Here is a 20870-nt window from a genome sequence, read left to right on the forward strand (position 1 = left end):
CCGCCACGCGAACGGTCCCAGAAGACCGGCGAAGCCCAATCTTCCAAGGGCGCGGCGCCCCACCACGCGAACCGTCGCCAGAAGACCGGCGAAGCCCAATCTTCCAAGGGCGCGGCGCCCCACCACGCGAACCCTCCCCAGAAGACCGGCGAAGCCCGGTCTTCCAGGGGCGCGGGGAACTGCGCGACCAGCCCCCACCGACCCGCACCCACAAGACGACCCAAAGCCCCCGACGCCGATAACTCCCTCCCCGAAAAACCCGGTTGAGAGCACTTGTCGAAACACCGGCCCAGCCCCTCAACGCCCCACCCGCCGAGGCAGCAACCCGATCTCCTGCGCCCGCAACACCGTACTCACCCGATCCCGCGTCCCCAGCTTCCGATACAGCCCCTCGACATGCTTGTGCACCGTACGCACGGAGATCCCCAGCCGATGAGCAATCGCCGAAGCCGTGAGCGCATCGGCGAGCAGCAGCAGAACAGTGACCTGGCGGGGCGTAAGCCGAGACTCCGCCGACACCTCCTCCCGCGCCTCCCGCGGAGCCATCTCCGCGCGCCAACGCTCAAGAAGTTGGCGCTGCTGCTCCACCCCGGCCAGCAGGGGCTGCAACTGCTCGGCGGCCCGCACCTGGTCCTCGGTGAAGTCCCCGCCCGCGCGGTACACGAGGCAACCAGTGACCGGGGTGGCCGTGCCAGGCAGGGGTATCGCCAGCACGTGGTCGGCATCCATCAACCGACTGATCGTGCCCGCCGTCCGACTGCGAGCCCATCCCCTGCCGGCCATCCGGCGCGCGGTCCCTGGCCGACGGGTGGCACCGGCCACCGCGTAGTGGTCCGCGAACGGATACCCCCGCCGCAACACCGCCATCGCGTCGCCCCCGATGCCGTCGACGCCGCCGATCCCCCCAAGATGCGCCGCCGCACCCGGCGAGAGCCCCATCGCCCCGCTCCGGTCCGTCCACTCACCGAGCTTGTAGATCAGCGCCTCGCCACCGCACAGCCCCGGCAGCGCCGCGGCGACCATCGGCCACAACCGCTCGGGTTCCCGTTCGTGCAGAGCCGCCACCGCGACCGCCAGCATGCGTTCGTACGCCCCAGCCGGCCCGCCCGTCATACGCCCTCACGATCCCGCGTGTGTCACGTCCACGTACGCATGGACGCGCGTACGTACTTCTCCCCATACCACCACGACCATCGCACCCGGCAGAATTCACAGCGTTCCGGCAGCGCCTGCGACCGTATGGATCAAGGGAGTTGACGGTACGGATCCGCCTGCGCGGGGGACAGGCGGATTTCGGCCGTCCCGGGTCAAGGACCCGGCACGGGAAACAGCAGGCAGCTGCTCGTGGCGTGGGCGAGCAACCGGTCCTTCCCGTCGAACAGTTCGGCCTGGGCGAGCGCGGTACGCCGCCCACCGTTCAGCACCGTCCCTACGGCGCGGATCCGCCCGGTGTCGGCGGTGACCGGGCGCAGGAACTTCACGGTCAGATCGAGCGACGTGTACCCCATGCCCTGCGGCAACGTGGACTGCACCGCGCAGCCGGCCGCCGAGTCGAGCAACGTGGCGTAGACCCCGCCGTGCACGCTGCCGATGGGGTTGTAGTGCTCCTCCCCCGGTATCAGTGAGAACACCGCGTGCCCGTGCTCCACCTCGTCGAGTGTGAAGTTCAGGGTGGCCCCGATGGGCGGCGCGGGCAGCCGCCCGCCGATCAGTTCCCGCAGGAACTCCAGACCCGTGGACTGTCCTACGGCGGCTGCCGAGACCCCCGGGTCCTCCCACTCGTACGTGCGTGACCGTCCCATACCGCGCTACCTCCCAGGCTGGCTTCCCAAAAAGAAGCTAGATCTCCTCGTAGCTGACTGTCAATGACAGAGCCAGGTGGCTAGGCTGGCGGCATGGAATGGCTCGACGTGAGCACGGAGAACTGCCCGGTCCAGAGCACGCTCGATCTCGTCGGCGAGAAGTGGACCCTGCTGATCCTGCGGGACGCGTTCATCAGGGTCCGGCGTTTCGACGACTTCCGGCGCCATCTCGGACTCTCGGACGCGGTGCTCGCCGACCGGCTCCGCAAACTGGTGGCGGCCGGGATCCTGACGACCGTGCCCTATCAGCAGGCGGGGAGCCGGACCCGGCACGAGTACCGGCTGACGAGCAAGGGCCGCGACCTGTGGCCGATCCTCATGGCCCTGCGGCAGTGGGGCGAGACGTACGCCGCCGACCCCGAGGGGCCGGTTCTCGACGTACGGCACACCGAGTGCGGCGCGCCGGTCCGCGTGGTGGTGGAGTGCGACGGGCCGCACGGCGCGTTGCGGCCGACCGAGGTCACGGCCGCTCCCGGACCGGCGGCCCGACCCGTACGAACTCCGCTAGCGGAGTGAGTTCCTGCGCGATCCGGCGCCGACCGTGAGCGAGGTGCCGTTGCCGCGGTGGACGGTGGCGGTGGTGAACAGCGGGGCGCTGCGCAGGAGTTGGTCGGTGCCGGGGACCTCGGGGTACAGGCCGAGGCTCGCCCACACCGCCCAGGACGACATGGCGCCGAGGTCGTCGTTGCCGACGAGTCCGCCGGGGGCGTCGGTGAACAGCGTGGACAGGGCGCGGTGGGTGACGGCCCCGGCGCGGTCGGCGTGGCCGACGTAGGTGTAGGCCCAAGGGGTCCCGAACGAGGGCTCGTTGCCGAGGTAGGCGTAGGGCTGATCGGCACCCGCGTTCAGGCTGCTGAAGAAGGTGTCGAGGCGGGCCGTGACAGCGGCCTCGCCGCCCATCGCCGCGAACAGGCCGGGCAGGTCCTGGGGGACCATCCACGCGTACTGGGCCGCGTTGCCCTCCACGTACTCCGTCTTCTGGGCCGGGGTGAAGGCGGGCCAGGTGCCGTCGGCGGCGCGGGGCTGGAGGTAGCCGGTGGCGGGGTTGAAGAGGTTGCGCCAGTTCCCGGAGGCCCGCAGCAGGGTGTCGTACGCCGTCGAGTCGCCGAGCCGGTGGGCGAGTTGGGCGAGCGCGTAGTCCGCGACGGCGTATTCGAGGGTGGTGGACACCGAGCCCCAGACGCCCTTGGTGCCGGCGGGGACGTATCCGAGGGAGTCGTACTGCGCGTGTCCGGGGCGCTGACGGTTGTCCTGGCGGTCCACGAGGGCCGTACGCAGCAGGGTGGCGGCGTCGAAGTCGGTGCCGCCGAAGGCGTGGATCGCGGACGCGATGGCGGGCAGCGGGTCGCCGACCATGACGCCGCTGCCGCCGTTCGCGAGGGTCCAGCGGTCGAAGTACCCAGCCTGGAGGCCCTGGTTGAGGACGGACTGCGCGATGTCGGAGGCCTCGCGCGGGGCGAGCAGCGCCAGCAGCTGGATCTGGCAGCGGTAGACGTCCCAGCCGGAGAAGTTCGCGTACTGGACGTGTCCGGCGACGGTGCGGTGGACGACGCCGTCCATACCGGTGTACCGGCCGTCGGTGTCGCTGAAGACGCTGGGGTGCAGGAGGGCGTGGTAGAGGGCGGTGTAGAACACCCGGCGCTGGGCGTCCGTACCGCCGCCGACGGTGATCCGGTTCAGCCACCCGTTCCAGTCGTCGCGCACGGCCTGCCGGATCGTGTCGTACGACCGCGCATCCTGCTCGGTGAGCGCGTTGCGGCGGGCCCCTTCGACGTCGACGAACGAGACGCCGACCCGGGCGGTCACCGTGCGCACGCCGGGGGCGAAGGTGACCATGGCCGCGCCCGCTTTGCCGTCCGGGTGGGAGGTCTGGGCGAAGGGCTGGTCGAAGGTGGCGTGGAAGTAGAGCCGGTAGCGGTTCTTGGCCTTGCAGAAGGCGCCGCTGTCGCTGTAGCCGGAGAGCGTGTCGGTCCCGATGTCGACGGATCCGGTGGCCGCGGTGAACGCCTTGGCCGCGTCGATGCTCACGGCGGCGGGACGGGTGTCGTTCGCCGGGTAGGTGAAACGGGCGATACCCGAACGCTGGGTGGTGGTCAGGTCGGTGCCGATGCCGTTGTCGAAGGTGACGTGGTAACTGCCGGGCGCCGCCTGCTCGTTGGCGTGCGAGAACGTGGCGTACGCCGGCGGTGCGGCGTCCTGCGTCGGCATGAAGGGGACGTTGCCGTAGGCGGCGCAGCCCGCTCCGGAGATGTGCGCGAGACTGAAGCCGCGGATGCGGTTGTCGCCGTAGGAGTAGCCGCCGTGCTGGTACGTCACCGTGTCGGGGCTCCACTGCATCCCGCCGAGGGGTGCCGTGGCGCCCGGGAACGTGTTGCCCGCGCCGCCTCCGTGGCCGAAGTCGGGGCCGCCGGGGGCGGTGCCGACGAACGGGTTCACGTACCGCGCGAGATCGTCGACGGCCCGGGGCCGGGACGTCCCGTCGGCCCGGACCGGGGCGGCGGCGGCCGCTCCGGACGCCACGAGCACCGAGGCCGCCAGGGCGGCCCGAAGCAGGGGAAGTCGCACCACGTTTCTCCAGCCAGACAGGGAACCCGCCGCCCGCGCGGCGCCGGACCGCGAGTGTCCCCAACCCGGCCCCACCTGCCGTGCCGCCACACCGTCCGGCCGCGAGGACCAGCCGGTCGGGTCATCACTCCGCAGCCTGTCGCCGTCACCGAGGAGGTGCGGAAACGGCGTGGTGCGGACGGCGGAACGTCTGTGAACATGGGGCCCTGGACGACGGGGGCGGTTGCTGCGACAGGTTCGGCTGGTGCGTGGGGTGCTGGGTGCGGCGCTGTTCGGGATGACGGCGGTCGGGTGTTCGGGCTCCGGGAGTGCGCAGTCCGACGGGACGGGGCATACGACGACCGCGTCCCCGCCCGCCTCCGCGTCGGCCTCCGCCGTGACGCAGAGCTCCGGCGGCGGACAGGACTCGTGGCGTGCCTGGACCAGGGACCTCTCCGGCTCGGACGGGGTGAAGGTCTGCGGTGCCACGGCTCACCAAGTCGTGTGCGCCACCGGCTCGGACGGTTTCGTCGGGCGGTCCCGGACCGACGGCGCGGTCACCTGGACCGCGCCCACCGCCGCCGCGGGCATGAAGGGCGTTTCCTGCACCGGGACTTCCAACCCGGCAATGTGCTGTTCGACGCGACACCCTCAAGCACGGCAGGCCCCCGCATCAGGGGGGTCGTCGACTGGGCACAGACCTCCTGGGGACCGGCGGATCTCGATGTGGCGCACTGCTCCAGCAACTTGGCACTGCTCCACGGGCCGGCCTGGGGTCTTCGGTTCGCCGAGGCGTACGAAGAGGCCGGTGGAGTGCTGGCCGAGACCGCGGGCGAACGGTTGTACTGGAGGTTGCTGGACGCGCTGGCGTTCGCGGCCGGCGCGGAGTCGGTGGCGCGGCCGTGGCGCAGGGCAGGGCGGGCCGAGCTGACGACGCGGGCCGTGGAGGAACGGCTGGATGCCTACGTCGCCGCTCCGCTGGACACGCTGGGCTGAGCGGGCGCAGAGGTCGGGGTTGGCTTCGACATCCGTCACCTGAACCGTTTCCGATGGACCGTCTGTTTCAGCTCGGCCCTGACACCGCCCACCGCTGTTCGGTCTCGCTAGTGCTCTGACCGGGAAGGTTCGCCGGGTTGGTGGTCGCGGCGGTTGGATGTCCGGTGACATCCGTTCGTCCGATCGCTGGGGGTGTGGTGGCTGAGCCTGTCCGTGTGCGCAGGTTGACCGACCAGGAGGGGCAGAAGCTGCAGCAGATCGTGCGCCGGGGCAGCACCAGTTCGGTGCGCTACCGGCGCGCGATGATGCTGCTGGCCTCGGCCGGCGGGAACCGGGTCCCGGTGATTGCCCAGCTGGTGCAGGCCGATGAGGACACCGTCCGGGATGTGATCCACCGGTTCAACGAGATCGGCCTGGCCTGCCTGGACCCTCAGTGGGCGGGAGGCCGTCCCCGCCTGCTCAAGCCTGACGACGAGGACTTCGTCGTCGCGACGGCCACCACCCGCCCGACCAAGCTCGGCCAGCCCTTCACCCGCTGGTCCGTCCGCAAACTTGCCGCCCACCTGCGACGCGTGCACGGTCGGGTGATCAGGATCGGCCGCGAGGCGTTACGGTGCCTGCTCGCCCGCCGTGGCATCACTTTCCAGCGCACCAAGACCTGGAAGGAATCACCCGACCCCGAGCGGGACACCAAGCTCGACCGGATCGAGCACGTCCTGGAGCGGTTCCCGGACCGGGTGTTCGCGTTCGACGAGTTCGGCCCGCTCGGCATCCGCCCCACCGGCGGTTCCGGCTGGGCCCCTGCCGGCCACCCCGAGCGGCACCCCGCGACCTACCACCGCACCCACGGCGTCCGCTACTTCCACGGCTGTTATTCGATCGGCGACGACACCCTGTGGGGCGTCAACCGCCGAAAGAAGGGCGCCGCGAACACCCTGGCCGCGCTGAGGTCGATCCGCGCGGCCCGCCTCGACGGCGCCCCGATCTACGTCATCTTGGACAACCTGTCCGCGCACAAGGGCGAGACGATCCGGCGCTGGGCCAGGAGGAACCGGGTCGAGCTGTGCTTCACGCCCACCTACGCATCCTGGGCCAACCCGATCGAGGCCCACTTCGGACCACTGCGGCAGTTCACCGTCGCCAACTCCAACCACCGCAACCACACCACCCAGACCCGGGCTTTGCACGCCTACCTGCGCTGGCGCAACAAGAACGCCCGACACCCCGACGTGCTGGCCGCCCAGCGCAAGGAGCGTGCCCGGATCCGCAGTGAGAAGGGCATCCGCTGGGGCGGACGCCCACTCAGCACAGCATCCTGACCCAACTGGTGTTGCTATCCGGTTGGATCTCTAATCGTCGAACTCGAAGCCCGAAGTCTCCGCCCGGGCGATGATGTCGCGGACTGCCTCGGGGCTCGTGATGACTGATTCAACGGCCGTCTTGAGAAGCGCGAGGTCGCTCGGACTCCCGACCGCGCAAAACATGCCGGCCTCGCTGTCGAAGTCGAGGCGCTCGGCGATGTCTGGCCAGGCAAACCGCACGAGACCTTCCCAGAAGTATCCGTTCGGCTCGTGTTCTGCATCGACCACTGCGGCATCAGCAGCCAGGTCGCCGACATCCAACGTCAGCGAGTGTTCGCCGTCGAAGTCATGAAGCTTGATGGTCACGGCCGCGATCCTCTCACGCCTGTCCCACACGGGCCGTCCACTCCCTCCAGAGGCTCATGCGCTCCCGACCCCGGTGAACCTTTCCGGGCACAGCACTAGCTGGCCCGAACGACTCGGTCGATGACCCTCTCGCCACGCTCCGGCCGCTCCGCGAACCAGTTGCCGAGGTGCTCCTGGACGGCCTCCGCGACGCAGACCCGCACAGCGGTGTTGCCCAGCAACGTGCGGGTGGCGCCAAGGTATTCGGGTTGGTCGAGCTTCACCGAGACGACCGCCGTGAGGTCCTCGACGATCAGGTCGGCTCGGGCATCGAGGTCGGACGCGGCCGACAGCCCCCGTTCCCGTGCGAACTCGGTGACCGCCGCCACCACTCCGTCACGGAAGCCGTCCAGGTGCGTGCCGCCCTCGTGAGTGGCCAGGCTGTTGGCGAAGCCGCGTATCCGCGCGCCGTGGGAGTATCCCCACAGCAGGGCCACCTCCATCGTGCCCGCCATTCTCGCGTCCTCCTGCTCGAAGGCGAAGACGTCCGCACGGGGGCACGCGCCCGCTTCCGCGTCGAGGGCGGCCACGAAGTCCCGCACTCCGTCCGGGAATTGGAACTGCACCCTCCGAACCCCGTCCGCCGGGCGCTCGTCGGTCAGCGAGATGACCAGACCCCGGTTGAGGAACGCCAGTTGACGGAACCGCTCCGCCAGCACGGGGAACGAGCAGCATGTCGTCTCGAAGATCTCCGTGTCGGGCCAGAAGGAGATGGTCGTCCCGCTTCCGCTCGCCGAACCCAGGTCACCGGTCAACGACCCTACGGTGTCAGGCTGTTCGGCCTCGACACCGCGCACGTACTCCTTGCCCCACCGGATCCCCTCGCCCCGCACCTCGACCGTCAGCCGACTCGACAGGACGTTGGCGACGAAGAGCCGCAACCCAAACGGCACAATGACCGCGGTGCGCCTGCCGATGGGGCCGGACTCCACGTGCAGACTGGTCAACTGTGCTGCGAGGTCAGGGGCGTCGGCCCCTTCGCTCCCCGCCCCGTCGTCGGCGACCCGCACACCGCCGTCGGACGTGAGCGTGACGTCGACGGAGCCGGCGCGGCCCGCCAGGACCTCTCCCACGGCCCGGTCGACGACGTCCGAAACGAGGTTGTACAGGCCGCGTTCACCGGTCGAGCCGACGTACATCCCGGGCCGCTTCCGAACGGCTTCCCGGCCGTCCAGCACCTCGATGTGAGCAGCGTCGTACTCCATGCCTTCCGTACTCACGAAGACCCCTCCCCTGACGTTCGGTTGATCACCTCAGCGTAGGCGAAATCAACGAAAACACCAGGTCAGAGCTGTTTCTCCGAGGTCGCAGACGGGCGGGCGAAGGCGTGCCGGGATGCGGGCGGCGCAGCCGTCGCGCACCGCACCCTGAACGCGTCCGGGGGGTCGCCGAAGCCGCGCACGGCCCCGTTTCGGGCACCCCTGGGGGCCTCAATTCCGTTGTGTGGCACGCCAGTCGGGGAGGCGGGTCGGATGCGGTGAACGAGGACGTGGATACGAGTGGACACGACTCGAATGACGTTCAGTCGCTCGGTGCCGGGGCCGCCAGCTTCGCGATGTCCTTGAGGAGGGGTCGGCAGCGGGAGAACTCGTCACGGCCCACCGTGACTCGGCGTCCCCCGGCGGTGATGGCGTACATGGTGGGAATGATCGGGTTCCTGGACACTCGCCGGACCTCGGTGACGTCGCGCCAGGCGCAGACCGTTTCGCTGCCCGCGCCGTCCGTCTCGACCATGCCGCCCTCGAAGTGGACGATGCCGCCCTCGGAGTTCCGCCACACGACGCGGGCGGCGAGCAACATACCGACGAGCACCACCAGGCAGAAGACGGCCCCCGCATACGTCTTGCCGGACACGCCGTCGTCGACGGTGTCGATCACGACGACGGGCATCAGGAGGGCCACGAAACCGCAGCCCGACACCGCGAGCAGCCACGTGCCGAACCGTGAGCGGTCGTAGACGGCCTTCAGCTCACCGAGCCCGGCCTCCCCGGCGGCACGCAGGGCCGCAGCACGTGCCTCCTGGCTCATCCTCGACACCGCGCCCTCAGCCCCCGCCCCGCCAACCGGAATGGACATCAGTCCGCCTTCGACCCGCCTTCACCGTCGCACGGCGGAAATACCCCACCGGCGCCCGGCCAACCGGCGACCCGGATGTGTACGGGACCGCGACCGTCGGCCCATCGCTGTGTCTACGGCGCCGTCAGGGCGGCCAGTTCCGAGTCGAAGAACAGCTCCGGGTCGAACCCCATGCCCGTGAAGTGGCCCGCGAGTTCCAGGGACAGGACGCCGTGCAGGCGGCTCCAGAGGGTCAGGGCGCGGTGGAGGGCCGCGGGTGGGGCGGGGTGGTCGCCGGCCCAGTGGCGGTGAGCTCTCAGGTCGACCTCGAACGGTGTCTCGGGACCGTCCGCGGGCAGTTCCGTGCTCGCGTCCAGCAGGGTCGCCATGATCTCGGACGCGATGCCGGTGATGTCGTCGGGCGCGTGATAGCCGGGGACGGGTGTGCCGTAGATGAGGAAGTAGCGCTGGGGGTCGTCGAGGGCCCAGCCACGCAGGGCGTGGGCGAGGCCGGGCAGGTCGGCGCCGGAGGCGGCGGCCGCGCGGCAGGTGTCGGCGAGGCTGCGGTAGGCGTCCCGGATGAGTTCGGTGATCAGGTCGTCGCGGCTGGCGAAGTACCGGTAGAGGGCGGGTCCGCTCATGCCCATGCGCTTGGCGATGGCGTTGAGGGAGAGCGCGGAGGCGCCCGCCGTGGCGATCTGTTCCCGCGCGTGCTCCTTGACCTCCGCGCGCACCTGGTCGCGATAGCGCTCGCGTGGGGTCTTCGTGCCCGTTTCCGCCATGACCGGCCGCCTTCCACTCCCACTCGACTACATGTTCACGCTTCAGTTAGAAGCTATCACGATCGCTATTGACGACCCCTTCTCGCGTGAGTTACAACTTATAACGAACACGAAAGCACCTAGCTCTCGGCGGATCGCAGTGGAGGTCACCATGAACAGCACGGACAACACGAACCACGTGGACAACACCACCGACGCACTCGTCGAGGTCGTCCTGCCGGGCAAGGTGGAGCCGGATGGCCTGGAGGTCCGGTACGGGGCCGTTCCCGTCGCGGGCCCCGGCCAGGTCGTGATCCGGATGGAGGCGACCGGGATCTCCTTCGCCGAGCAGCAGATGCGCCGCGGCAAGTACTACGACCAGCCCCCGTTCCCGTTCGTTCCCGGCTACGACCTGGTCGGCACCGTCCAGAGCACCGGCGCGGGCGTCGAGCCGGGCCTGGCCGGCATCCGAGTGGCCGCGCTGGTCAAGGTCGGCGGCTGGGCCAGCCACGTGCTGGTCGACGCGGCCGACGTGGTGCCGGTGCCCGAGGGGATCGACGCGGCCGAGGCCGAGACCGTGGTCGTCAACGGCATCACGGCCTGGCAGATGCTGCACCGCAAGGCCCGCGTCCGCGCCGGCCAGACGATCCTGGTGCACGGCGCGAACGGCGGCGTCGGCTCCGTCCTGGTCCAACTCGCCCACGCCGCGGGGGTGAACGTGATCGGCACGGCGTCCCCGCGCCACCACGACGCGCTGCGCGAGCAGGGTGTCGAGCCCATCGACTACCGCACCCCGGACCTGGCGGCCCGCGTCCGCGAGCTCTCCCCGCGCGGTGTGGACGCCGTCTTCGACCACGTCGGCGGCCCCAGCGTCGTCCGGTCCTGGCGCCTCCTCGCCCCCGGCGGCACGCTCGTCTCCTACGGCAGCGCCTCCACCCGTGACGACGAGGGCTCGAAGCAGCTGCCCGTGCTCAAGATCCTGGGCCGGGTATGGGTGTGGAACGCGCTGCCGAACGGCCGCCACGCCTACTTCTTCAACGTCTGGGCCGGGCGCGCCCTGAGCAAGAACAAGTTCCGCGCCCAGCTGAGTGCCGACCTGACCCAGGTGTTCGCGGCCCTTGAGCGCGGTGAGGTCAACGCGCAGATCGCCGCCCGACTCCCGCTCGCCCGCGTCTCGGACGCCCTGCGGCTGGCCGAGTCCGGCACGGTCGCCGGCAAGGTCGTCCTGACCCCGTGACGTGCGCCTCCCCCTCTCTCCCCCACCCCGCTCGGAAGGACCTGCCGTGACCACCGTTCCGCCCGCCCGCACACCCCGACGTCACCGTGCCCGGCTGCTCGTCCCGGCAGCACTCGCCGTCCTGGCCTGTACGGCCACGACCGCCACCGCGTCAGACAGCTCACCGAAGACCACCGCGGCGACGATCACGACCGTCCAGAGCCACCACGAGGGGGCGCGGCGGCCGAAGGCGATGCTCGACGACTGGCTCCGGCTCTGGAACGGCGACTACGAGCGGGCGCCGGGCATCATCTCCCCCGCCTTCCGCGTCCACGCCGCGCTCCTCGACGGCGGCGACGGCAGCTCGATCCGAGGCGCCGACGGGCTGGTCGCATGGATCACGCAGACCCGCGCGGCCTTCCCGGGCCTCCGGTTCACCGAGCAGGTCGCTCCGCTGATCGACGGCCACCACGCGTCCGTACGGTGGACGGCCACCGGCACCTACGCCGGCGGCTTCCCCGGCGCCAAGGCCGAGCCCGGGACCGTGGTCACGTTCACCGGCACCGACACACTCCGGATGCGGGACGGCAGGTTCGTGGAGTACTGGGTCAACACCGACACCCTCCAACTCCTCACCCAGCTCAAGGCGTTGTGACCACCGGGCAGCTGTCAGGCATCCCACGCCTCGACATGCGCGAGAACATAGTCGGCCAGTTCGGCCGGCTGGAGGTTCAGGGCCGCCACGGCCGGACGACTGAGCGCGACCCTGACCGGTTCGAAGTCGCCCGTGTCGGGGGCGTCGAGTTCGGGACCGTGCCGGCGGTCCAGGTCCATGTCCAGCAGGTTGGCGAGGAAGTAGTGCTGGACGACGGTGCTCGTCCCGCGCGGTTCGGTCAGGGTCAGGAACTCGGTGGCCGGACCGATCGTGGCCCCGATCTCCTCCATCACCTCGCGTCGCAGCGCCGCTTCGAGGTCCGCGTCCTCGGGCTCGACGCTCCCGCCGACGGTCGTGCAGTACGGATCACCACCGGGCCAGCCGCGTTTCAGGAACACCAGATGACCGTCGTCGAGCAGCACGGCACGCGCCTTGTGGCGAACCCTCATGACCCAACGGTAGTGGGCGGATCGGGAGTTGACCCCCGAAACCGTCGACCGGACGGCCGAGGCGCCCGCGAGGAGTTCGTCCGGCACGCCGTCGACGGAGCGGACTTCGCCGTTGCGCGCACGGAGGCCGCGGAGCGTCGCTGAGGTGGCCGGCACGACAAGGGTGGGCAAACCGTCAAGGATCGCCCTCGCACAGACACGCGACTCTCGTTCATAGCTACGAACTTGGCTCCAGGTGGGTGCCTTCGATGCCGAACCTCTGATAGTTAACTTTCCTATCAGTTCGACGGTACGACCAACTCCCCACCCCCCACCACCCTTTGGAGTCCCCGTGGTCCACCCGATCCACGACGCTGCGCCCTCCGAGCCGACGAGCCCCTCGCGTCGGACGCTCCTCGCGCTCATCGGCGTGTCGCTCGCCGCGGCACCTCTGCTGCGCGCTCCGCAGGCCTCGGCAGCCCCCACGGCCGCCGCGGCGATCGGCCTCGACGACTCGGCGAAGAAGGAGATCGCCATGAAGCTGGTGTCCAGCGCCGAGAACTCCTCCCTCGACTGGAAGGCGCAGTACAAGTACATCGAGGACATAGGCGACGGCCGCGGCTACACCGCCGGCATCATCGGTTTCTGCTCCGGCACCGGCGACATGCTCGACCTCGTCCAGCTCTACGCGACCCGCAAGCCCGGCAACGTCCTCGCCAAGTACCTCCCCGCGCTCCGCAACGTCAACGGCACCGACTCGCACTCCGGACTCGACCCGAACTTCCCCAAGGACTGGCGCACCGCGGCCCAGGACACGGTGTTCCAGCAGGCGCAGAACGACGAACGCGACCGCGTGTACTTCAACCCCGCCGTCAGCCAGGGCAAGACCGACGGCCTGCGCGTGCTGGGCCAGTTCACGTACTACGACGCCATCGTCATGCACGGCGACGGCGACGACCCCACCAGCTTCCGCAACATCCGCGCCCGCGCCCTGCGTTCGGCCAAGCCGCCGGCCCAGGGCGGCAACGAGACGACGTACCTCAACGCGTTCCTCGACGCGCGCGTGTGGGCCATGAAGCAGGAGGAGGCCCACAGCGACACGACCCGCGTCGACACCGAGCAGCGGGTCTTCCTCCGCAACGGGAACTTCGACCTCAACACACCGCTGAACTGGAAGGTCTACGGAGACAGCTACACCATCAACTGACGCGTCCCGTCGGCTCGTTGAGCGGTAGCGCGAGCGGACGGAGCGGCGCCGGGGCCTGCGGGGCCAGGCCCTGGCGCCGCTCCATGATCTGTACCGGTCGATGCCGCTCGTGCCCTGTGGCGGCCAGCAGTTCGTAGACCTCGATCCGGCTGGCGCGGAGCCGTTGTGCGGCATCGCCGTGCGGAGCGTCCGCCGTCGCGGCGAGGGCCGCCGCCAGCTTGGTGCGGCCCCGGCTCAGGCGGCTGCGCACCGTGCCGACCGGGATCCCGCAGACCTCCGCGATCCGTTCGTACGAGGTGCCCCCGGTGGCGAAGTAACGCAGTACCAACGGCACGCGCAGCACCGGGGAGAGTTCCTCCAGTGCCTGCCAGACCCAGTCGCGCAGCGCGTTCCGCTCCAGCCACTGCTCGGGGCCCATGTGCGTTGACTGCTGGGGCAGTTCGTCCACCGGCCGGACCACGGCGGCCTCCCGCAGCACCAGCCGACCGGCGTTGCGCACGATCGTCCGCAGCCACGCGCCCACCGCCTCCGGATCCCGTACGTCCCCGATCCGCAGCAGCGCGGTCAGCGCCGCGTCCTGCATCACGTCGTCGGCGTCGGCGCCCGGCCCCAGGACGCTCACCGCCACGGCGCGCATTCCGGCCCGGTGCCGTTCCAACAGCGGTCCCAGCGCGGCCACTTCACCCGACTGGGCCGCACGCGTCAGCTGCGCGTCCCGCGCGCGTGCCGCCCCCTCGGTGTCCCCCATCACGAGTCCCTTTCGGCACCTGGTCACGACTGTTCGGGGCACCCTGACGAGAGCCGTCCTCCGAACCCGGGCGTTCGGGCCCGGAGGACGGCTCACCGTTCACGGCTTCGACAGGGTGCGATGTGTCAGGCGTCCGCGAGCCAACTGCCGTGGAATCCGGCGGGTACCCGGCGGGGCAGGTGGATGGTGGCCACCGGCTCCCGGGTGAGGTTGTCGGCGTCGAGGATGACCAGGTCGCTGCGGTCGGTCGCGGCGTCGTAGACGTAGGTCATGAGCCAGCCGGGGCCGCCGGGTCGATCGTCGGCCGGCGCGAAGGCCGCCTCGCCCGGGAGGCGTCCGGGAGCGAAGTAGTGGCTGGCGACGCTCGACTTGCGGAGGTCGTACCGGTGGATCGCCGCACGCGACTCGTTCGGGTCGTACTGCGGGAGTTCCGGAACGGGTGCCGCGGTGGCGTGGCCGAAGCCGGCGGGCAGGCCCGCGAGTCGGTCGTCGATGCGGGGGAACTCCCCCGGATGGTCGTCCAGTTGCTCCTCGCTGATCGCGCCGGTGGTGAGATCGATGGTCCACCGCCACAGGTGCGCCGCCGTGGCCACGGTGACGCCGTCCCGCAGGGACGGATACCGCATGCCGAGCAGGACGAGACTCCGAGCCTCGTTCTCCTCATAGGAGTTGAGGGTGTGGAAGACGTAGCAGGGGTCGATGTCGAACCAGCGGATGTCGCCGTACGGGTCGTCCCTGCGCAGGACGCCGAGCCTGGCTCCGTAGGTGTCGGACCAGACGTACGGCATGCCGCTGTTCGGATCCATGGCCCGCTCGATGCTGAACACGGCGGGCAGGTCCATGAAGACGACGTGGTTCCTGGTGAGGTGGAAGTCGTGCATCATCGTGTGCGCCGGCACGTCGATCGGACGGCTGACGGTCAACTCGCCGCTGGCGTCGGCACGGTGATAGGTGAGGTAGGGCGCCGACAGCCCGCCGTACCCGTAGAAGTGCAGCTCGCCGGTGACCGGGCAGGTCTTGGGGTGGGCGGTCATCGGGGTGCGCAGGCGGCCGTCGAAGTCGTAGGGGCCGACGGTGTCGAGTTCGCGGCCGGGCTCGCAGCTCAACTCCTGCGGGAAGGACGTCTCGACGAGGGCGAGGGTGCGGCCCGCGTGCCGGATGACGTGGGTGTTGGCGACGCCCGCGGCGAGGTTCATCCCGCCGTCGCGGCCGTAGACCTGGGCGCCCGTTTCGAGGGTGGGGGTGCGGACCCAGCGGTTGCGGTACGAGGTGGCCTTGCCGGCGTCGAGGCGGACGCCGTGCACCATCCCGTCGCCGGTGAACCAGTGGGCCGAGGTGGCCTCGTGCGGGTTGGGGCCGTTGCGCAGGTACCAGCCGGTGAGTTCCGGCGGTATGGCTCCGGTGACCGCGAGTTCGGTGACGGTGATCTCGTCGGGGACCGGGGCGAAGTTGCCGGCCAGGTGCGGAGGCGGTGGGGTCTTGTCCGTACTCATGGGGAAGTCCTTGGGTTAGCTGGTCAGGCCGACGCTGCCTGCATGGCTTCGAGGCGGGCCTGGACACGCTTGGGATAGATCGAGGTGAAGACCGCGGGGGCGACCAGGCCGACGACGTGGGCGACGATGCCGACCCAGACGGGGGCGTCGGTCGCGCCGCTGATGGCCAGGACGACGGCGATGAACGTGAACCCGGATCCCCAGGCGGCCGTGATGGCGTTGTTGACGGCGAGGAAGCCCGGGGTGTTCCAGTACTCCTCGGGCGTCTGCCGACGGGCGATCCCGAGCGTGAAGGGACTGCGGAGCGCCATGCTGCCCCAGGCCGTACCGGCGAGCCAGACGAACGAGATGACGTCGCTGTGGTCCTGGACCGACGAGTCGGGCGAGCTGAAGGCGATCGCCCCGATGATGACGAAGTAGATGATGGTGCTGATCTCCAGCACCATCGCGTCCATCGCCACCCCCCTGCGCCGGTCCTGCAGAAGCAGCAGGGCGCCGACGACGACGCCGGCCACCGCGCCCCAGCGCCAGTCCACGGCGGAGACGAAGCCCGCCGCGATCCACGGGCAGAACCCGCGCATATAGGCCATGATGCCCACGTTTTACTTCCTCACAACTCGATGTTCCAACTTTGACAGGTGGAAGCTAGATGCTCCGCAATCAACATGTCAAGAGTGGAATATTGAACGAAAGTCCGCCGCGCCGGCGCCCGTACCGGCCGACACGAGCCCCACCTGCGCCAACCCCTTCGGCTGCACCCGGCCTCCACGCGATCCCCCTCCCGGAGGCACAGAATCCGCATGGGTAGTTTTCGACCTGTCAATATTGGAGTGACAGGCGTTAGGCTGGTCCGCATGAGCCTCCGCAACGCCCTCCTGGGCCTCCTCGTCTTCCGCCCCGGCAGCGGCTACGACCTCCTGAAGATGTTCGACACCTCGCTCGGTTACGTGTGGCCCGCGAAGCAGAGCCAGATCTACGGCGAGCTGACCAAGCTGGACGCGACCGGCCTGATCAAGGTCACGGAGGAGGGCCCCCGGGGACGCAAGCAGTACTCGCTCACGCCCGAGGGGCACGCGGAGACGGAGCGCTGGCTGACCGAGAACCGGGAGAGCAGGCCGCTGCGCAACCCGATGCTCCTGCAGACCTTCTTCCTCGGACTCCTGCCGCGCGAGGAAGCGGTCCAGCGGCTCCTCGACCACGCGGAGGCCTCGGCCAAGGAGCACGACACCCTGGTCGCCCTGCGCGACACGGAGGAGTGGGACAAGGACATGCTCACCGTATGCGGCCGGCTCGTCCTCGAACACGGCATCCGGCAGCGGGTGTTGGAGCAGGAGTGGGCCCATTGGGCGGCGGAGCAGCTGCGCACGGCGCACACCAAGGGTCCCGACATCCCGGGCCCCACCGAGGGGACGGCCGCGTCGGACGCGGACACATGGAGCGCCGGCGACGCCAACGACCAGGCGCGCCCGGGGCGTTGAGGCATCGCAGGGCTTTCCCGGTGACTCAGGAACGCCCGCAGTTCACGCCCTCGCGCATCCTTACCGCACGGCGTACGCCCGGATGAACGCGTGGACCCCGTCGACCATGGTCTGACGGACCCCTTCCGGGTCGGGGTTGGCCGGCACCGGTTGACGGTCGTAGGCCAACAGGACGGTCAGGGCGAAGAAGTGGTCGGCGGCCAGCCGTGAGTTGTCCGTGTCCAGGAGCCCGGCGTCGGCGAAGTGGGCCAGCCGCTCCGCGAACACCTCCTCCACCGCCCCCGTCGCGATGTCGTCCCGGGTCGTCGGAGTCCGCAGACGCTCCTGGGCGACAAGGGCGAACCCGGCGGCGTAGTCGGCCGAGCCCACGATCGACGTGCCGAGGTCGATCGCCAACTCCGTGAGCGAATGCTCCAGTTGGGGCACGGTCGTGATCCGCGCATCCTCCGGAAGGTGCTCGTCGAGCGCGCGCCGCACCGTGTCCGTCATGGACTGCGACACGTCGGCGAGGATCGCCAGGAAGAGGCGCCGCTTGTCGCCGAAGTAGTCGTACACCGTGCGCTTGGAGACCGCCGCCCGGGCCGCGATGGCGTCCATGCTGACGCGGTCCACGCCCTGGTGCACGAACAGTTCGCGCGCGGCGGCGAGGATCGCCGTCCGCTTCTCCAGGGACCCCTCGCGCACCGTCTTCTCCGTGCCCACCGCGCTCATCCGCACCTCCGGGGCAAACCCTACACCGACCGGTGCACTTACTACACTGCACGGTGTAGTGTCCGCGCCATGACCCCGACAGTGACGGCCTCGCAGGCCACGACACCGGTGCCTGATCGCCGACTGAACCTCATCAGCCTCGTCCTCGCCCTCGGTGTGTTCACGACCCTTCTGGACACGACGATCGTCAACATCGCCCTCGACCATCTGCAGGCGGTGTTCCACAGCTCGGTCGCCCGGACGCAATGGGTGGCGACCGGCTATCTGCTGGCCTTCGTGTCGGTGATCCCGGTGAGCGGGTGGCTGTCCGAACGGTTCGGCGCGCGCAACGCCTGGTTGTTCGCCGTGGGCGCCTTTCTCGGCGGCTCGCTCCTGTGCGGGCTGGCGGGTTCGCTGCCCGCGCTCATCGCCTTTCGGGTGCTGCAGGGAATCGGCGGCGGCATGGTCATGCCGATCACGCTCTCCATCGTCACGCGGGCGGCCGGACCGGAACGCCTCCACCGGGCCACGGCCGCCGTCGCGCTGCCCGGCCTGCTCGGACCGGTCCTCGGATCGGTGCTCGGCGGCGCCATCATCCAGTCACTGAGCTGGCACTGGCTGTTCCTCGTGAACGTGCCGGTCTGCCTCGCCGCGCTCGTTCTCGGCCGGATCCTGCTGCCCGCGACCGCCGGTGAACGCGGCCACCGCCTCGACGTCCCCGGCTTCCTGCTGCTCACGCCCGCCGTCGTCGCCGTCGCCTACGGCATCAGCGGGATATCCGGCGAGGACGGCTTCACCGCCGTCACCGCGTGGCTGCCACTCGTCATCGGCACCGCGCTGCTCGCCGCCTTCACGGCCCACTCGCTGCGCGCCCGCCGCCCCGCCCTCGTCGACGTGCGCATGTTCGCACGGCGCGGCTTCGGTCTGGGAAGCGTCATCACGTTCGCGGGCGGATTCTCGACGTACGCCCTCTCGTTCCTGCTCCCCCTCTTCTACCAGCAGGTGCGCGGCGAGACGGTCCTGCACACGGGCGTACTGCTCATCACGCAGGGACTCGGCACGATGTTCTTCGTCGTGGCCGTGCGCCCGGTCGCGGCACGGTTCGACAGCCGGTTCGTCATCGCCGGCGGCGCGGCGCTGACCATGATCGGGACCGTGCCGTTCGCCCTCGCGGACGCGCACGGCGGTACGGCGGTGCTGCTGGCCGCGCAGTTCGCTCAGGGGCTCGGCTTCGCCGCCACCACGTTTCCGGTCATGACGCTCGCCCTCGCGGGCCTGAGCCACGCCGAGACTCCCCGAGGGAGCGCGGCGTTCAGCGTCGTCCAACGCGTGGGCGCGCCCTTCGGGGTCGCGGTCGTCGCCATGATCCTGCAGAGCCTGCTCGACGGCGCGACCACGGCGGCCGACCAACTCGCCGCGTTCTCGGGGACGTTCTGGTGGATCTTCGGCCTGGGTGTGGTGCCGTTGGTCCTCGCGTTCTTCGTTCCGTCGGAACCGGAGGATCGGTCGGAACCGGAGGAACCGTCGGGGAAGAACGCCCTGCCCGAGCCTGCGGCTGAGGCCACGGACCCGGCACAGTAGCCGGGCCACTCCCAGCCCGGGCCGGCACCGCACGCCGAGCGGCTTCGTCCCCGTGGCATCAGAGCCGCTGGAACAGCACCGGAATCAGGGCAGGCACCGCGGGGACCAGCAGGTAGGCGACGATTCCGGTCATGGCCTTGCGGGTCGTGACCGGAAGCACTGGACCGGTCCAGACCTCCGCTATCGCCGCGCCGCACTCCTCACCGGAGAGGGTCTGGTACAGCAGTTTGACGTGGGCCTGCTTGACGGCCAGCGCGGAGTGGTAGCCGATCGAGGACGGGTAGACGATCACCAGCATGTCCACCACCATCACCCCCAGCACGATGAACACCATCCATGACGCCGCCGGCAACCAGACCATGAAGAGGACCAGCAGGCCGATCAAGTGGGCCAGGGCGGAGCCGTAGGTCCAGAGCATGAACTGCCGCAGGGGGCGCAGTCCTTGGAACCCGTCGCTGTCGAATTTCATGTTCGGGGTCACCCCGAAGCCGATCGCTTCGGACCGGTACAGGTACACGGTGAAGACGACGCCCATGACGAGTTGCTTGGCCAGGAAGTAGAAGGCGTACGTGCCCGCCGCGCACAAGGCCAGTGCCAGCTCGGGGTGGGTGTGCCGGTTGGCCCACCAGCCGGTGTAGACCTCCGAGCGCCAGACCGAGTCGGAGAGCCTGGTCGGGTTCCACGTCTGCATGAGGCCGTGCGTGTTGACGAAGGCGTACAGCGAGGTCGTGCCGATCGCCATGGCCGCCATGATGGCCGCGGACACAGCCCGGCGGCCGAGCGTGTCGAACCACTTGTTGGTCCGGTCGACCAGCCGATTGAGCCGGCCGATCTGTTCGGCGGACAGTCTCTCCGCACCTCCGTTGCGCTCGTTCATCTGCACGAAGTCGGCGATGGCCTGCACCTGTTGGCAGCAGAAGATCGGGGTTACGAAGACGACCGCCAGCACGATCAGGCCCGCCGGGTCCTGAAGCAGGAACAGGGTCACGCCGCTCGGCTCGGCGTTGTCGGAGAACAGGTAGCCCAGGGCCCACCGTTCATCCGCGCCGGCCGACGACACCAGCACGCCGCCTGCCTCGGCCAGTCCCAGCAGCGTGATGGAGGAGGCCAGGCTGATCAGCAGAATCTTGGTCTTGGCCGTCAGCGGCGAGTACAGCAGGCGGATCAGCAGGCGAGCCGCCCCTCTGCGCGACCGCGGCACCCGACGCAGCAGGCGCATCGCCCACCGGATGCCGACAGGTGCGGACGGCCGGAAGACAGCCGCGATCCGCTGTGGCTCCAGTGCTTTGAGCTGTTCCATCCCTTACCCCCGCACAAAGGTGACACCACGTCACAATCCTTCATACCCAGGGTGATTGGGGTGCCCACCCAGCCAGGCGAGGCAGCCCATGGCACGACTCAAGATTCTGATCTCCGGCGTGGACGTCACGGTCGTGGGGCGGTGGCCAAC

21 protein-coding genes are annotated in these 20870 nt (G+C 69.9%); 8 read left to right on the plus strand and 13 right to left on the minus strand.

What is annotated here, in order from left to right:
* Window positions 1–297: 297 nt before the first annotated feature.
* Complete coding sequence (locus OG226_RS05170) at window positions 298–1113, minus strand: helix-turn-helix transcriptional regulator (RefSeq protein ID WP_329348089.1); 816 nt, start codon at window positions 1111–1113, stop codon at window positions 298–300.
* Between the two features lie 194 nt (window positions 1114–1307).
* Window positions 1308–1802 carry a PaaI family thioesterase gene (locus OG226_RS05175; protein WP_329348090.1) on the minus strand — a complete coding sequence of 165 codons (495 nt, stop codon included), beginning with the start codon at window positions 1800–1802 and terminating at the stop codon, window positions 1308–1310.
* A 93-nt stretch (window positions 1803–1895) separates the two neighbouring features.
* Between OG226_RS05175 and OG226_RS05180 the strand changes: the two genes are divergently transcribed.
* Complete coding sequence (locus OG226_RS05180) at window positions 1896–2378, plus strand: winged helix-turn-helix transcriptional regulator (RefSeq protein ID WP_328675470.1); 483 nt, start codon at window positions 1896–1898, stop codon at window positions 2376–2378.
* Here the strand turns inward: OG226_RS05180 and OG226_RS05185 are convergent.
* The gene (locus OG226_RS05185; protein ID WP_329348092.1) at window positions 2367–4427 is read right to left on the minus strand and encodes a GH92 family glycosyl hydrolase; all 2061 of its coding nucleotides are present in this window, start codon (window positions 4425–4427) and stop codon (window positions 2367–2369) included. The two genes, OG226_RS05180 and OG226_RS05185, sit on opposite strands and share 12 nt — an antisense overlap.
* A gap of 198 nt (window positions 4428–4625) precedes the next feature.
* On the opposite strand from OG226_RS05185, the gene OG226_RS51515 reads away from it, so the two are divergent.
* Together OG226_RS51515 and OG226_RS05195 are read left to right on the plus strand one after the other, a co-directional pair.
* Window positions 4626–5402, plus strand: a complete 777-nt coding sequence (locus tag OG226_RS51515; protein ID WP_443066864.1) for a phosphotransferase family protein — start codon at window positions 4626–4628, stop codon at window positions 5400–5402.
* Window positions 5403–5599: 197 nt separating this feature from the next.
* Window positions 5600–6721 (plus strand): IS630 family transposase, encoded by a 1122-nt coding sequence (locus OG226_RS05195; RefSeq protein WP_329348094.1) that lies wholly within the window; start codon window positions 5600–5602, stop codon window positions 6719–6721.
* A gap of 30 nt (window positions 6722–6751) precedes the next feature.
* Here the strand turns inward: OG226_RS05195 and OG226_RS05200 are convergent, their stop codons facing one another.
* From OG226_RS05200 to OG226_RS05215, 4 genes are all read right to left on the minus strand, one after another.
* The gene (locus OG226_RS05200; RefSeq protein ID WP_329348095.1) at window positions 6752–7069 is read right to left on the minus strand and encodes an Imm51 family immunity protein; all 318 of its coding nucleotides are present in this window, start codon (window positions 7067–7069) and stop codon (window positions 6752–6754) included.
* Window positions 7070–7164: 95 nt separating this feature from the next.
* On the minus strand, window positions 7165–8328 hold the full coding sequence (locus OG226_RS05205; protein ID WP_329348097.1) for a DNA gyrase subunit B: 1164 nt from the start codon (window positions 8326–8328) through the stop codon (window positions 7165–7167).
* A gap of 301 nt (window positions 8329–8629) precedes the next feature.
* A complete protein-coding gene (locus tag OG226_RS05210; RefSeq protein WP_329348099.1) occupies window positions 8630–9184 on the minus strand; it encodes a hypothetical protein in 555 nt (184 codons plus the stop codon).
* Between the two features lie 113 nt (window positions 9185–9297).
* The gene (locus OG226_RS05215) at window positions 9298–9945 is read right to left on the minus strand and encodes a TetR/AcrR family transcriptional regulator (protein ID WP_329348100.1); all 648 of its coding nucleotides are present in this window, start codon (window positions 9943–9945) and stop codon (window positions 9298–9300) included.
* A gap of 151 nt (window positions 9946–10096) precedes the next feature.
* Here OG226_RS05215 and OG226_RS05220 point away from each other — a divergent pair, with 151 nt between their 5' ends.
* On the plus strand, window positions 10097–11161 hold the full coding sequence (locus tag OG226_RS05220) for a medium chain dehydrogenase/reductase family protein (RefSeq protein WP_329348101.1): 1065 nt from the start codon (window positions 10097–10099) through the stop codon (window positions 11159–11161).
* A gap of 46 nt (window positions 11162–11207) precedes the next feature.
* Window positions 11208–11795, plus strand: coding sequence for an ester cyclase (locus tag OG226_RS05225; RefSeq protein WP_329348102.1), 588 nt, complete (start codon window positions 11208–11210; stop codon window positions 11793–11795).
* Between the two features lie 14 nt (window positions 11796–11809).
* On the opposite strand, the gene OG226_RS05230 is transcribed toward OG226_RS05225, so the two are convergent.
* Window positions 11810–12415, minus strand: coding sequence for an NUDIX domain-containing protein (locus OG226_RS05230; RefSeq protein ID WP_329348103.1), 606 nt, complete (start codon window positions 12413–12415; stop codon window positions 11810–11812).
* Between the two features lie 160 nt (window positions 12416–12575).
* Here OG226_RS05230 and OG226_RS05235 point away from each other — a divergent pair, with 160 nt between their 5' ends.
* Window positions 12576–13430 carry a chitosanase gene (locus OG226_RS05235; protein ID WP_328675484.1) on the plus strand — a complete coding sequence of 285 codons (855 nt, stop codon included), beginning with the start codon at window positions 12576–12578 and terminating at the stop codon, window positions 13428–13430.
* On the opposite strand, the gene OG226_RS05240 is transcribed toward OG226_RS05235, so the two are convergent.
* From OG226_RS05240 to OG226_RS05250, 3 genes are all read right to left on the minus strand, one after another.
* On the minus strand, window positions 13423–14178 hold the full coding sequence (locus tag OG226_RS05240; RefSeq protein ID WP_329348104.1) for an RNA polymerase sigma factor: 756 nt from the start codon (window positions 14176–14178) through the stop codon (window positions 13423–13425). The genes OG226_RS05235 and OG226_RS05240 overlap by 8 nt on opposite strands.
* Before the next feature lie 125 nt (window positions 14179–14303).
* Complete coding sequence (locus tag OG226_RS05245; RefSeq protein ID WP_329348105.1) at window positions 14304–15671, minus strand: carotenoid oxygenase family protein; 1368 nt, start codon at window positions 15669–15671, stop codon at window positions 14304–14306.
* A 23-nt stretch (window positions 15672–15694) separates the two neighbouring features.
* On the minus strand, window positions 15695–16261 hold the full coding sequence (locus OG226_RS05250; protein WP_328686228.1) for a hypothetical protein: 567 nt from the start codon (window positions 16259–16261) through the stop codon (window positions 15695–15697).
* Window positions 16262–16525: 264 nt separating this feature from the next.
* On the opposite strand from OG226_RS05250, the gene OG226_RS05255 reads away from it, so the two are divergent.
* A complete protein-coding gene (locus OG226_RS05255; protein ID WP_328675488.1) occupies window positions 16526–17149 on the plus strand; it encodes a PadR family transcriptional regulator in 624 nt (207 codons plus the stop codon).
* 60 nt (window positions 17150–17209) lie between these two features.
* Here the strand turns inward: OG226_RS05255 and OG226_RS05260 are convergent, their stop codons facing one another.
* Window positions 17210–17860, minus strand: coding sequence for a TetR/AcrR family transcriptional regulator (locus OG226_RS05260; RefSeq protein ID WP_328675491.1), 651 nt, complete (start codon window positions 17858–17860; stop codon window positions 17210–17212).
* Window positions 17861–17929: 69 nt separating this feature from the next.
* Between OG226_RS05260 and OG226_RS05265 the strand changes: the two genes are divergently transcribed.
* Window positions 17930–19420, plus strand: coding sequence for an MDR family MFS transporter (locus tag OG226_RS05265; RefSeq protein WP_328675493.1), 1491 nt, complete (start codon window positions 17930–17932; stop codon window positions 19418–19420).
* Window positions 19421–19478: 58 nt separating this feature from the next.
* Here the strand turns inward: OG226_RS05265 and OG226_RS05270 are convergent, their stop codons facing one another.
* Entirely contained in the window at window positions 19479–20720 is a 1242-nt protein-coding gene (locus tag OG226_RS05270; protein WP_328675495.1) for a hypothetical protein, read from the minus strand.
* Window positions 20721–20870 lie beyond the last annotated feature (150 nt).

The organism is Streptomyces sp. NBC_01261 (assembly GCF_036226385.1).
In the GTDB taxonomy this organism is placed as follows: domain Bacteria; phylum Actinomycetota; class Actinomycetes; order Streptomycetales; family Streptomycetaceae; genus Streptomyces.